We start from the raw sequence: 14,695 nt of genomic DNA, 5'->3' as shown, positions 1-14,695 counted from the left end.
GTCACAGCATGACCCCGAACTGGTCCCTAAGGAGGGTGGTGTCGAGTACGACCCTGCCGTCGGCGTCGCGGCTGAGCACTGGGTACTGCTCGACGTTGAGCAGCCGCTGGGCTTGGGACAGCGCCCCGGTGAGCTGGACCGTGGCTACGCCGAGTGCCGCTGCGGCGGACTCGGGGTCAAGCCGGTACGCCGAGGTGGCGAGCAGGGCGGACAACAGCCGGGCCACCTGATCGTCCGTGATCGCTGCCCGGGCGGCGCGCTTGCGCTGGTCGCGGTAGGTGGGCGAGGCGAGGACAGCCGCGGCCACATCCGGCTGCTCGTCGAACAGGGTTGGTGCCTGCGAGGTGCGTGGGGCACGCGTGCCGGCCTTCGTCGACGCAGCCGGTGCCGCCGCGGGCGCCGTGCCGCCGTTCACTGGGCCGCGCCACCAGGACGGGGATTGCGGTGGTGCGAGCCGCCATCCGTCCGGCGCCTCACCGGGGGCCAGGACGCTGATCGGCACCACGGCCTCGGCCGGGGCAGCGCCACCGTGGTAGCCGGCCTTCAGCGGCCCGTACCGCAGCCGTTCGGAGACCGCGAGGATGGCATCGCCGCCGTGCAGCAGCACTCTGCGGCCACGTGCTCGGATCTCGCCCTCACCGGCCGGTTTCGTCGGGTCGACTGGCCGGGATCGGTTGCTGGATACGCTTGTGGCGGGGAGAGACTTCCCCTGCCGTCGCTCGATGACGTGGCCGTGGTCGGAGGTGAGAACCACCAGCCGGCCCGCGGTGCGGGCGCGTTCCAGCAGCGGGCGCAGATGCTTGACCGTGTCCGCGGTCCACGCGGTGCCCCCTGGGTCCGATCTGTCGAGCGCGTCGTCGATGGTGTTGAGCACGCAGGCGACCAGGGCTGTGCCCGCGGTGTCGTCGATCGTGGCGGCCACGTCATGGGCGAGGGCGTAACCGGCGGCGCTAGAGTCCAGGGATACCTTGTGGAACAGGCGCGCAGTCAGTCCGTGCGCCTTGGCCAGCGTGCCCAGGCCGGAGATCTCGGCCGGCTGCTCGCCGGTGGCGAGCATCCCGCTGAACAGGCTCGTCCGGCACACGGTTGTGAGTGAGGGCAGTGGGGCGAGGGCGGCGATCCGCCGGTCCCGGTCACCGGGCAGGCACTCCAACCAGCTGTCGTAGCGGCGGATAACGTCGTCGATGACTTCCGTGGCGATGGCCTGACTCATCCCGTCGGCAACCACCAGCAGCACCGGCCGCTGCCGCGCCAGCGGCAGCACGACCTTGGGCAGGAGGTCTTCAAGGTGGACAAGCCCGGCCGGGGCCTGGGCATCCTGCTCGGCGTGTGCCGCCAGCGCACGGCCGAACGCCTCGTCATGGGCGTCCCGCCGCAGCCGGACCGCCTCGAGCACGGCGCGCAGGCCCTGCGCGAGGGTTTCATCGTCCACCCCGGTCCACGCCTCGGCGGCAGCCCGGTCGGCCCAGGCGTCCTCGTCCCTCTGCCGGGCTGCCAGCCCACCCAGATCGCCAGCGATCGGTGCCGGTCGGCTCAGCCAGCGGGCCAGCCGAACGCCGGCGATCGCCCGGGGCACCCGTACCTCGTCGGGATGGCCGGCCAGCGCGTGGGCTTCCACTTGGCTGCGGGCCTCCTCGACTGCGGGCAGCGCGGCCGGGTCGACGAGCGGGCCGTCCGGGCCGCCGGCGGCTGCCCGGGCAGCGGCCCGTTCGGCACCGCGCCGTAGCGATTCCCCGAGGACTGCGAGACGGGCGGTGAGGCCACGCCGGATGATTGCCGACTCGCCGGCGAAGGAGCCAGCTTCGACCCGATCGAGGAGGGTCTCCGCCCGCGCCAGCACCCGCGCGGCAGCGTCCGGCTCGGTCAAGATCACCTCCCGGGTCACCAGCTCCGCCTGCTCCGCCCACACCCTGAGAACGTGCTCTGAGAGCTGCCCGCCCACCTCCCGGCCGAGTAGGGCGCGCGGCCCGGAGCCGGCCGGCGCCGCGAGTACCACCCGGGCCACCAGACCCATTGGCACGGTGTCGGCGGCACGGCCGTCCCGAAGGAGCGGGAGTACGACGGGGGCGCAGGTGGCGCACCGGTCGGCGGCCCAGGCGAGTAGCGCGTCGACGAGCGCGTCCCCGGCGATGACCCGCAGGTCGGCAACAGCGGTTGCGGATTCGGCGCGGGTGCTCCAGCGCAACACCACTGGTAGGTCAACCGGCTCGCCCACCTGTCCGAGGCCCAGCCGCAGCGCGGCCACGGCCCCGAAGGCGTGGTCGGCGGTGAGTAGGCCGACCCGGGCCGGTGGCCAGCCGTCCGGTGGAGCTGCGGCCAGCAGCCCGGTGGCGATGGCTTGGGCGGACGCGGCGGTGACCAGGCCGTGGTCGACGCGGGTGGCCGCGAACTTGTCCTGCACGGCGGCCCACGGGTCCGGCCGGCGCAGCCTTTGCCAGGCTAGGTGGGCGGTGATCCCGAGGCCTAGCTCGGTCTCGTCCCGGTCGGTGAGCACGACCAGCCATCGGTCGGCGCCGCGGTCGAGCAGCGCCTCCCGCACCGCCAACGCGGACTGGCAGCGCACAACGCGGACCGGTACGCCGTTGTGGTCGAACTCGTCCGGGCCGGCCCACTCCGGCTTGGCCTGCACGCCGAGCACGCCCCCGGCGTAGCGCTTGCGGGCGGCTTCGTCGAGCAGGGCGGTGATGACCGGCAGGGTCGCTGCGGCGAGGGTCACTCCTCGGCCCGCCATTCCACTGTGAACGGGCGCCCGGCCCGCTCGGCCGCGAATGCCTTCAGCTGTGTCACCGTCTCGTTCAGGTCCTCCTGGCTGGCCACGGTACGGGCTCCGCGGGCCGGCCGCCGCTTGCCGTCGTCCCCACCACCAGGGCGCGGCTTGTCGCCGCCGCTCGTCGCCCCTAGCGCCCACCGGAACGCGTCGTCCTCGGCGCGCTTCAGCGCGACCAGCAAGGACTGCGCCAGCTCGTCGGCGGCAACCGCGTCGCGCAGCCGGTCGACGATGCCGAGTGCGGCGACGCCGCGCTCGCCCGTGTCACTGGCAGCGGCCTCCTGTATGGGTCGTAGCCGCTCCCACGGAAAGCTGGCAAGCCCCGAAACAAGAGTCTGCGCAGATGCCAGCGACTTCGCGGTGGCCTGCGCCGTACCGGCAAGCTCGTGGCGGGCAAGGGCCTCCACCAGCGCCACCCGGTCCCGGGCTCCGGTCAGCGCGGCCACGAGTCCATGCGCCGACCTGGCCGTGGCCAGCCGGCCGGCCGTCGCACCGGCGTCGATTCCAAACCGCTGGTAGACCCGCTCCAGATCGGTGACGAGCTGCGCGGCAGCCGCCTTGGCGGCCGCCGCCCGCTCACTGACCGCCTGGGTCAGCTCGGTCACCGCCTGGCCGGTCAGGTACGGGTTGGCGACCGTGCCGAACAGCACCCCCGCACGCGCCACGGCAGCTTCCCAGTCACCGGCAGCCGGCAGTGGCTCGGGACGTAGCTCCATGTCCGGCGCGAGCGACCCGGGCGCCGGGGCCGGCACCACCGGCGCGTTGTACCGGTACCAGGCGCGGGTATGCAGCACCGCCCAGGCACAGATGATCAAGTCGGTGACCTCGGGACGCAGGCCCGCAGGCGGCGAGACCGCGTTGATCCAGTCGCGCAGCCGCCGGACTGCGACCGGGTCTGCGGGCGACATGCCGTCGCGGCCCATCGCGGTGGACAGCAGCATGTCCCAGCGGAACCGGTCGGAGCCGAAGAGGAAGTGTGTCTCGCCCATGTGGCCGACACCGAGCGGGTTGGCGACCCGGCGTACCGCCTCACGCTTACCCGGCTCGATGAAGGCTCGGCCGTCGGGATCCTGCCCGGCGGCCTCAACGGCAGCCAGCACAGCGGCCAGGTCGGCCCGGGTCACCTCCCGCTCCTCCGGCTCGAACCGCGGATGCCCGGGGAAGGTCGCGGCGAACGCCTGCTCTACCAGGTTGGCAAATGCGGCGGCCAGGTCATGTCCGACCGGGGCCGCCGGGTCGAACTCCCGGTGCAAGCTGAACAGCACCCGGTCGTGGCCGTCCAGCCGCTCCAGCGTGCCGGGCGTGGCCGTGGCCGCCCCGTACGCCTCCTGAACCGCGCGGCGCAGCCGCTGCCGCAACGAGTCCCGCTGCGTCTCCAGGATGATGCGGGCCTGCACCCGGTCCGCCTCGGCGAGGTGGTCCGAGTGGGCGGTCCAACGCTCCCCCGAGCCGCCCAGCAGCCAGTCCAGGATGACCAGCCGGCCCAACTCGCGCCGCCGCTCGGTACTGAGGAAGTGCGGAACCCACACGACGGTACGGGTGGGCTTGGCCGCGGCCCTCAAAGTCTCGACCCGGTTCAGGTCCTCCAACGAGCTGCGGCCGTCCTCGTCGAACGGGTAGTCGATCACGAACCGCCACGTGTCCGGGCCCGCCTCGAACGCCCCGTCGGTCAGCCAGTTCTGGTCCCGAACGTTGCCGAACACGACCTCGATCTCGCGCCGCGACCCCCGCCAGATCCGCGTCTGCCGGGAAACGCCGAACGCGTCGCCGTCGATGTCCTTCAGCTCCAGCTCATCCCAGATGAGCCGCTTAAGCGTCTCGCGCCGCCGGCCGTCGTTGTCCTCGCCCTTGGCGCGCTCGACGACGCTCTCATAGTCAACTTCGGCGATGCGCACCCGAACGACGGGGTTACGGGTGTCTCCCGTGATCTGGATCTCGGGCACGGCCGACTGCCAGCGGCGCAGCTTCGTCAGGGCCAGCTCGCCCTCCCGTCCACGGAACGCCGGGGCGGTGATCGACCCGTGGTTGAGTGCGGCCAGCCGGGACGGCGTCAGCTCCTTCAGCGCCGGCACCTCCGGCGCGACAGCGGACAGCACGAGCGTCTTGACCAGCCGATCGTCGGCCCAGAAAGGATGCTCACGGGGAAGGCCGGCGAGGTCGGTCGCGGCCAGCTTGTGTTCGCGCAGCAGCTCGGGGCGCAGCTTGTCCTGGTAGAGAGTACGGGCGTTCTTGAACCGGCCGGCCATCTCCGGGGTCAGCGCCTGATTGCCATCAACCACCAGCTCGAAGACGTCGCCGACTGGCACCACATCATCGATGGTCAGGTAGTCCCGCTGGTTCACCAGCAGCTGCTGCATCACCTTCAGCGCGGTGCGGTCACGCTGCATGGCCGAGGCGAGCGTACGCAACGTCGAGACCAAGGCCGGGGAGAACGGGTACGTACGCCGGAACGCCAACTGGTCGGAGCCACGGTGACTGTCATCCGTGTTGACTCCGTCCAGCAGCACATCCCACACCTCTGGCCGGCGGTCGAGCTGCTGGAACGCCTCGTCGAGGGTCGCCCTCGCGGCATCGTCCTTCGGCTGCAGCAGCCGCTTCTCCGCCACGTACGGCAGGTTGTCGTCACCGAGCACGATGGGCAGGAATCGCCCCTCCTGGTGTCGGAACGCCTTGTCCAACGCGTCCTGCTCGGCACCTGCACCGCCGCCCATGTCAACGAAGTAGCGACGTAGGTCAAGCTGCCGCGCCACGAAGGACGCGATCGGGATGGCTCGTTCGCCCAGTCCTGACTCGACCAGCTTGGTAATCTTCTGGGCTTCCCGGCCGAAGAACTCCCGGTCGCGCACGGCGAACGACAGCCACAACACCAGCTCGTCGAGGAACATGACGATGGCGTCGTAGCCCAGCCCCTTGGCGTGCCGGGACATCGCCGCCAGGCCCTCGTCCAGCGTGACAAACTCACCGGTCTGGGTGAACGAGGTGAAGTAGGTGCGGACCAGCGCCGAGACCAGCCTCTGCCGGGCCTCGCTGCCCGAAGCCGCCGCCCGCGCGGCGTCATAGGACTCCGCCGTCCATGGCTCGTCTCCCTCGAGCACACCGGACCACTCGTCGGCTAGTCCCACGTGCTCGTTAAGCCCAGCGAGGAACGCATCGTCCCCGAGGCGGTTGCGCATCCGCTCACCATCGGCCAGCACGGCATCGCTGCGATGCACCGCCGGCAGGTCGCATCCCGGGTGCAGCGCCAGGATTTGGGCCACGTACCCGCCGAGAACCGTCTCCTCGATGCTGCGCGCCTCGAGGAAGTGAAACGCCAGTCGCAGGATCTTCCTGTTTGCCAGCACCGGATCGTGCCGCGCGACCGCGGGCTGCAGCTCCGGGATCGCCCTGGCGGCCGATTCCCCGCCGAGCAGCGCGTGCAGGACCGCCATGAAGTGGCTCTTGCCGGAACCGAACGAGCCGGACAGGAACGCCGCCCGGCTCTGGTCGTCCTGGATCGCAGACGCGACCAGCCCGAGCGCGGAGTCGAACGCCTCGGCCAGCGCATCGGTGACCACGTATTCCTTGATGGTCCGAGCCAGCCGGTTCTTGCCGACCCCCTCTGTCAGCCGCAGCACATAGTCGTCGGCACCGGCCGTCTCCGGGATCTCGATGATGTCCCGCAGCAGGATGCTCATACTGTCTTCGCCTTTCGTCCACGACCACGGCGGGGGGGATCTGGGCGCCAAGCGGCCAGCTGCTCGCGGGTGCGCTCCACCTGCCGGCTACGCAGGTCAAGCTGCTCCCGGAAGAAGTCCGCAGCAGACACGCCCCCATAGAACGCGTCCCGTTCGGTGTGCCACTGCTCCACCCAGGGCAGCAGCTCTGCCATGCCGGCCACCAGCGGGATCAGCTTCTCGTCGGACGCGCCCTCGGCCTCCCGCCACCGGAGCAACTGGTCGAGTGCGAAAGCTTGCTGCGAGTGATCCCAACCGGCCGAGCCGAGCACGGGGGTGGGATCGTTGTCCCGGCCCGCCTCAGGGTAAAGGATGAACCGCTCCTTGGGCACGTCCAGCTTGCCGCGATGCGCCCAGTACTCCTTACGAGCAAAGTCGGCCGGAGCGTACTTCGGTGGGACCGGGATCGGCGGGTTGTCCGGACCGGTACCGAACTTCTCGCCGTTATCCTCGCGGCGCTGCAACGCCCAGGTGCACTCCCACGCCTCCCGGTTGCGCAGCCCGCTCTCCGTGTAGCGATAGGCGGCCAGGTAGGGCACGGCCTCGTCAGCCAGCAGCCGCTGCAGGCTAACCACCACCGAGACGTCGGGGCGGCCCTCCCACAAGGCCAGCACCGACACCAGTTCGCCGACGCGGGACACGTCATCTGCGAGCTGCGCGACGCTGCGCGGGGTTGGAGCACCGGCCCGATCGAACCAGAACGACTGATCTTCAAGCCGATCCAGGAGCCAATCGCGGAGAGCCCGCTCCTCCCGCTTCTCCCACGATTTCTCCCAAGGCTCGGAACCCCAGCGCCGCTTGTGCTCCGGTCGCTCCAACAGCTTCAGGTACGGATGCGACTCGACCAGCTCGATCCGCCGCCGCACGAGGTCACGGTACGCCGCAGGCCAACGCCCTGGGATTTCAGTGGCCGGAGTGGAGCCATGCCGTTCGAACCAGGCCGTCTGCTCCTCACCCTTCTCAACCCGCCGGGCAAGCACCATCTCGAAGGCCCGCTGCCCAAGCTCTAGCCCGGGCAGGTCGTCGCCGGGATAGGTCAGCTCCTCGTCGATCAGGCCGTAAAGCCGGTAGACCGCCCAGTCGAGTTCCTCCTGCCACGCGATCATCTCGGCACGCAAGGTTTCTGAGGCACGCCGTGCGCCGTCCAGCGACTCTCGAGAAGGGGTACGTACAGCCACCGTCGCCGCCGGCGTCAGCTCCGCCAGCCGCCCGGCGAGCTGATCAATTCTCCGTCCACGTTCGGAAGGCAATATGGGGGGCAAGGGGTACTCTTCCACGTTCGATGCGTTGAACTGGTACGTCCTTTGCCAAGCTTGATCTGCGGCGCCGCCTTTTGGCTTCGTTCTATCGCGGAGCCAGAAACATGCAGTTGACGAGTTTAGGATCGCTAGGAGACCCAGGTGATCTTCCTCGGTAGATCCTTCCGGAAGTTTAATCACGGGCGCCGTCTGCTTGAAAACCTTGCCGCCTCGATCCAGCACGAAGTGGTTATGCGTCGCCACCTCTGCAAACGAAATTGACAAGGGTGTGCGGTACGCGCTTGACGTGTGCTGCATGAACTCCCACCACGCGTAACCAGCATCCGCCATTACGCCCTGAAATGTCGAGCGCGCCGCGAGCAGAGTCCTGTAGGCCCAGAGCTCTCTGCTGATGCCCTTGTCTACCGCCTTCGCTGTTCCGTACTGGTACGGGTACCAGATAAGATCCCCAGGCGCACAGACCCAGTCCCTGACCCCGTCGCCCACGACAAGCTCACGTGCATCGTTCTCGGGAAGTGACCCTGACGTAGACAGCAGGCGGGGCCTGGTGAATGCTTCGTCCGAGCCCACCCTGACGGATCGGCCAATAGGCTTCTCTATCAGCTTGCCGAGCACGGAGGTCGCGTTCTTACCTATCGCGGCCATCAGTTCTGCTGCACCGCCCCCGGAAAGAGACCAGGGGTGGGTCGAAAGCAGTTTTCGGTCAAGCTCGGTGATGGTTACCCAATCGTTTTCAAACCGCAGTTCGTCCAGGTGCTCAGTTATTGATGTCCAATATGGGCCTTCACCCTCGTCGCCACTCGAACGTGTCTCCCGCAACCCTTTACTCAAGACGGACCGCACGATGTCCGTCAGCGGGCGCCGATTTATTCCGATCAGAATAACCGTCGGGGTGCCGTCGGTGTTGTGGCCCGGGATCCACGCACCCTCAGAGTCGATGACGAACCGCAGGTCCTTGGTTGGGAGAAACCTCTCGACGAGCGGGGCGCCGAACTCGCGCTTCATGAAAGAGTTGCTGGTGATCTGGCCGACCCAGCCCGCCCGCTCTCCGGTCTTTGCTAGGTCGAAAAGCCGCTCCATGAACGGCACAGTAAGAGCGTAGGTCCCCTTGCAGTAGTGGTACCGCCGCCTGTATTCCCGGTTGAGCGACTTGTCCTTCACCTGAATATAGGGAGGGTTTCCCACTACCACGTCATACCGGCCACTGGTCAGGATCTTCTGCAGGGCCGCCAAGTTCTCTGTGGGGTAGGCGTACGTGGCCGCAGTACGGTCGGCGCTGTACTCGGCCCCGTACTCGATCTCAAGCTGGTCGAGGCCGTGGAGCAATGAATCGCCGACGGCAAGGTGGTAGTTGAAGGCCGGCGCGTTCTCCAACATCGCATCGCCGGACGCCTGCATAGCGGCGATGGTGAGCCTGAACCGGGCAATCGCCACCGCAAACGGATTCAGGTCCACTCCGTGGATCGCGTCGAGCGCCTTCTGCACGCGGGCCCTTCGCTCCATTCCCGGCGCATGTCGTTCCCAGCGCTCACGCAGGCGCGCGAATGCCCCTAGCAGGAAGTGTCCTGAGCCGCAGGTCGGGTCGATCAGCTTGAAGCCGTCGAGCGGCCGCTCGCTCAGCGCCGGCTCCAGGGTGCGGTCAAGAATGAACCGCTCGACGAACACTGGTGTCTGCTTGAGGGCGTACTTCTCCTGCGCCGAAAGCGATAGCTCCTGATAAAGGTCACCGAGGAATCGGGTGTTCAGCGACTCGTCGGTCAGGTTGCGCAGCAGCTCGCCGTCCTCGTCCCGTTCGCGCCAGAAGGCCAGCAGCCGGGACGCCGCGTCACCGGACGGGGTGACCAACCACAGCGGCGATGTCTCGTCCACCAGCTCCCGGGTGGCTGGCATCCCCGCAAAGTACCGGATGGCACGCAGCAGCCACTCACGGTCGGTGACGTCCGGGTTGGTGCGCGCCTCATAGCGCAGGAATTCGGCCTGGGCAGTCAGCGCCTCCTGCCGGCGCTCCTTCGGTCCGGAGATCCACACCTGCTTGACGAGCTTGTTGTCCTCGGCGAACCGGATGAACACGGTGGTCAGGATCCAGGCGACGGCCGCCTGGGTGACACGGTCGTCGGACCACTCTTGCCAGGACGCCGCGGTGCGCCCGCATTGCAGGGCCTCCTGGTGTTGGTCGCGCCATGCCCGATCCACCGTCGGCTGAATAGCGACCCGGCGGCGCAGGTCGTCCTCCAACGCCTTCAACTCGGCGCGTAGCTCGCCGGTCAGGCGCTCCTCCGCCGTCATGCCTTCTCCTTTTCCACCGTCGGTGCGCGCAGCCAATCGTCGTCGAGTCGCAGGAACTGCCCGCCGTGGCCCAGCCGCAGCGGCATGCCGTCCAACGCCGCACCGGTCCCAGGGATCTCGGGCAGTAGCAGCCATACCGCCTGCCGGCGGCGCGTCGTCGGATCGGCCAGCCGGGTTAGCACCTCGGCGTGCCCATACCGGGCCAGCGGCGCGGCGTCGGTGACCAGTACTGGTCGGGTGCCCTCGGCCGCGCCGTCGGCGGCCTCGGCGATCGCGACCTCGACTGCGGGGATCACGGTACGGACCAGAGCCGCGAGGCCCTGTGCCGGCCGGCTGCCCGCCTCGGCAGCATCGGCCGCGCGTACCGCGTCCCAGGAGACGCCGCGGCGGCCGGCCTCTTCGCGCAGGGCGGCGAGCAGGATCGACGTCACGTCGACCACCCGCGCGTGGTGCCGCTCGGCCAGAGTTCGGGCAGCGGCATCGAGCCGCTGTGGGGCGACGCCGAGGGCCAGGAACGCGCGGCTGCGTACGCTGTCGACGAGCCTCGCGTCCTCCTCGGTGGCGGCGGTTCTGGCGGTGGTGGTGACTTCGATGGCCACCACCGATGCGCGGCTGGCCAGCGTGGTGTCGCTGCGGCGGGACGGCACGGCGTAGTGCTCGCCGTCCCAGCGCAGCGGCAGCCCAGCGTCGCTGACCACCCGGTCCAGCCGCGGTCTGGTGGGCAGCGCCGGCAGGTCGGGGAATCGGGCACGGACCCGGTCGGCCAGGTCCTGCACTGTCAGCTGCTCCGAGGGGGCCAGTCCGCCGAGGGCGATCCGTACGGCGGCGGCTGGGTCGAGGTCGCGATCATGTAGCTCGCCCCGGCGCGATGCGGCAGCCCGAGCAGACAGCCGCGCCGCAATCCGAACCAGCCGGACGTCGTCCGGTGCGGCCGATCCGGAGGGCCAAGCCGAACGCAGTCGTGCCGCCGCCCGACCCACCGGCACGATGTCTTCGCCAGAGTCCACAGCCCGAGTGACTAGGTCGTTGGCGCGCCCGCCTAGCGCGTCGGCGATGTCGAGCAGAGCCGGCTCGGTGGCCACAAGATGCCCTCGGCCGCCCCCGCGCCGGCGTCGCACGATCGGCGGCGCATCACCGCCGCCCCGCTCCACGATCTCGGCGCGGTCGAGGGCCAGGCGCAGCAGCCCGGCGACAATCCGGACCGACCGCAGTTCCTCCGGCTCTGGTGCCAGCGCTGCGGCGACTTCATCGGCGAGTGCGAGGCCGCCGAGGCCTGCGAGGACTTCGTAGGCCCGGCCCAGGATTGCGTCCAGCCGGGTCCGGGCGTCGGCGTGGGCGGCCCAGGTCTCCTGCAGGTCGGCCAGCACCCGCGACACCTGCGGCTGCCCGCCCAGGCCGAGAACGGGGGCGAGGTCGGTCACTGAGGCGAACGCGTCGGTCGCGGACGCGTCATCGTCCAGGCCCAGCAGCCGCCCCACGTACCGCTGACGGGTGGGGGTACGGGCCGCCCGCAGCAGCAGGTCGGCTGCGCTGGATGGGTCGGCGATCGGATCCGCGGCGGCTCGGTCCGGCATCGGCACGCGGCCAGTGGTCGGGCCGAACCGCTCCCGCCACTGCTTGGCTCGGCTGCGGACCTCCCGGCGTGTGGGGTCGGCCACGCCGCGCAGGCGCGACAGCAGCCCGGGGTCGACGGCGGCGAGGTCGCCGACGGTGTTCAGCCGCAGTGGCTCCAGCGCCGACAGGGCCCGAGCCGACAGGCCGGACGCCGCCAGCGGGGTCGAGGGCCGGGCCGCCGCGGCGACATCGTCGGCGTCCTTGGGAACTGTGGTGGCCGGATGGGTGAAGACGGCACGCCACGCGCCCAGCATTTCCGTCGCGGTGTGGAAGCGTTCGCGGGCGTCCCGTCGCAGTGCGCGGCGGAAGAAGTCGACCAGCGCGCTGGCCACGCTCGGGTCGAACAGGCCGGGATCGATCGTGGCCTCGTCGGGAATCACGGCCGGGTTGGAGCGGCCGTCGCCATAGCGGGGTGCTTGGCCGGTGGCCATCTCGAAGAGGGTTACTGCGGCCGCGTACCGTTCGGCGGCTGAATCCCAGGTGGGCCGGGCTGCAGTGCCGAGGAACGGGTCGAGGTACGGCGGGGTGCCGGCCTCGATTGCCGAGGCGCCGGCCCGCGACAGCGAAAAGTCGAACAGCACAAGGTGCTTGGCCCGGTCGCTGCGTTGCTCGCGTACCCCCAGGTTGGCCGGTTTGATGTCGCGGTGGTCGACGCCGGCCTTGTCGAGCGCCACCACCGCTTCCAGCACGTCGGTGCCGTAACGCTCCAGCAGGTCTAGCGACAGTCGAGGCCGCTCCCGCAGGACCCCCGCGAGCGTGGTTTCACCCGCGCTCTCCAGCAACAAGGCGGTGCGGTTGCCCACCCGCAGCGGCTCCGGCTCCACTAGGCGGATCAGCCGCGCATGGTTGACCTTCGCCAGCGCCGTCAGCACCTCGGCCTCGCCACGCAGACGGGCCGCAGCGGTGTCGTCGAGCGCTACCTTGAGCACGCGGCGCTCGCCACCGGCCGCCCGGTCAGCCACCAGCATCCCGACCGCGGTTGAGCCCGAGCCCAGCCGGCCCACCAGCTCGAACCGCTGGCCAAGCAGCATGCCAGGGGCCGCCTCCAGCGGGTCTGTCACCACCCCGGCGGCGCTCGCTTGGGTCTCTCGGTCTACCTGATCGAGCTGGGCGAGGAATGCCTGTACATCGCTGAGCCGCTCGCCGACCACCGGCCGGGTTGCATTCAGCACGAGCTGCCGCAGGCTCGCAGGCACTTCGGGCACATCGGCCACCAGGTCCAGACCGCCGTCGCGGGTCAGTCGGTCCCGCAGGTCGAGGGCGCTACCGGCCGGTGGACGCCCGGCCACGATGTGATAAGCCAACGCGCCGAGGGCGAACACATCCAGCCGGATCCGGTCAGCGTCGCGGTTCCAGCGCCCCTCCGGGGCAAGGTAGGCGTGCGCCCGCTGCTGTTCCGGGTCCGCAGCCGCACGCCCCTCGAGTGCCGCGAATAGGCGGGTGGCCACTTCCCCGGAGACGGGGCTGCCGCCCGGGGTGCGGCTGGCCCCGGCTTTGTCGGCCCCGGCGACCTGCCAGTCACCCAGCCGTACCTCAATCTCGTCACCGCTTCGGTGCACCAGAACCGCGGCCGGCGTCAGCCCGCGGTGTACCACGTGGTGGCGGTGGGCGTAGGCCAGCGCTTCTGAGAGCTGTCGGATCATCAGCACCCTGTTGACCAGAGTCAGTGCGTCGCCGTGGTCGTCGAGCCACAGGTCCAGCCTGCGAAACTCGTCGTCACGGGGATAGACCAGCCCCACACCCAGCTCGTCCTCGACCAGGTCACGCGGGCACAGCACCCAGTCGTGGTGCAGTCGGCTGGTCAGCGCGTACTCGCGCTCGGCGAGCTGGTGGATGCCTCGCCGTTCGGCCTCCGAGGCACCCGGCCGGCTGACGAAGAAGCGGATCCGGGCCTGATCGCGGCGGGCCAGCCGGTGCTCGGCCGGCCAGTCCTGCCAGCCGTCCCCCTCGGCCAGCGGCGGGCCGACCAGCCGCCAAGAGCCCACCTCCCGCTCCCGCCGCAGCGCGAAGCCGATCCGCTCGAACAGGGCCACCAGCAAATCGTCCTGGTCGATCAGTCCGGCCCGCTCGCCGGGCAGCGGCGGCTCCAGCAGCCGCTGGGCGATGCTGGGCAGGCCACTGCGCGCCTGCTGGTCATCCCGGCCGAACAGGTCAGTGGCCTCGCTGGGCGGCAGCGCACACCGACCATCAGGCGCGTGTAGAAACACGCTGTGCTGGATGTACGGGACATGCCGCGAGTCCAGGTTCGGCTGCAGCTGGCGCAACGCGTCGGTGATCACGCCCTTCAGCCGCTGGGCCTTACGCCGCGCCAGCAGCAGCGGCGAATCCTCGCTCCGCCCGCCGCGCTGCCACCGATACGCGTTTCCGGTGATCGTGCCCTGGTAGTGCTTCAGCTCCACCAGGTGCAGCCGGCGTTCTCCGAGCACCAGGGCATCGACTTCATACCACTTGCCGTCTCGGTCACGAAATTCGAAATTCGTCCAGGCGTGGAACGGGCTCCGGTCGGGCAGCAACTCGCGCACGTGGGCCAGGCCTTCCCGCTCGTGCGGGAACTCGGACGGCGTGACCTCGTGCCACCGCCGGCTGTTCTCCCGCACGTCACACCACCCCTGCTCTTTTCTCCGGCTCGCGCTCGTCGCCGACAATCACGCTGGCCCATCCTGCCAAAGGCGGTCCATCCTCCCAGAGACGGTCCGAGCCGCGCACCGCCGCCACACCGTGTCCCTCAACCGACCCAAAGCCGGCTGGTGGGCTCTTCTGGCGAATAGTGGCTTTTGGTACCTCTTAGAGAGACGCCTGCCTGAGTGTCGCGACGCGTTCGTCGAGCATGGGTAGACAAGCCGCACAGCACGTGGCGCCTCGCCCTGGATCGCCTGCCTGCCGGTTAGGCCAGCCACCCACCAGGGCAAGCCGACGAGGTCGGCATCCACGCCGACGTACGGCATCTGACTCCAAACGCATTGAGCCATTTTCATCGTGACGGCGCAGGTCACGGGCGGTGTGGGAGGCCGGTGTCCAGGTAGGACGAGGCTCCCGGTAAGACAGCAATCGACCAA

At 69.8% G+C, this 14,695-nt stretch carries 4 protein-coding genes; all 4 read right to left on the bottom strand.

The features are described from left to right. Nucleotide 1 precedes the first annotated feature (1 nt). The 4 genes from pglZ to pglW are packed head-to-tail and all read right to left on the bottom strand — an operon-like array spanning nucleotide 2 to nucleotide 14,236. A complete protein-coding gene (gene pglZ, locus FB454_RS19750) occupies nucleotides 2-2,716 on the bottom strand; it encodes a BREX-2 system phosphatase PglZ (RefSeq protein ID WP_186461627.1) in 2,715 nt (904 codons plus the stop codon). After that, a complete protein-coding gene (locus FB454_RS19745) occupies nucleotides 2,713-6,441 on the bottom strand; it encodes a BREX-2 system ATPase PglY family protein (RefSeq protein ID WP_145823287.1) in 3,729 nt (1,242 codons plus the stop codon). The genes pglZ and FB454_RS19745 overlap by 4 nt, the downstream gene beginning before the upstream one ends. After that, nucleotides 6,438-10,025, bottom strand: coding sequence for a BREX-2 system adenine-specific DNA-methyltransferase PglX (gene pglX, locus FB454_RS19740; RefSeq protein ID WP_145823286.1), 3,588 nt, complete (start codon nucleotides 10,023-10,025; stop codon nucleotides 6,438-6,440). Before pglX ends, FB454_RS19745 begins: the two co-directional genes overlap by 4 nt. Further along, a complete protein-coding gene (gene pglW / locus FB454_RS19735) occupies nucleotides 10,022-14,236 on the bottom strand; it encodes a BREX system serine/threonine kinase PglW (protein WP_186461626.1) in 4,215 nt (1,404 codons plus the stop codon). Before pglW ends, pglX begins: the two co-directional genes overlap by 4 nt. Between the last annotated feature and the right edge of the window lie 459 nt (nucleotides 14,237-14,695).

This window comes from Micromonospora sp. CNZ297 (assembly GCF_007827625.1).
This window is presented reverse-complemented; position numbering and strand designations above follow the sequence as displayed.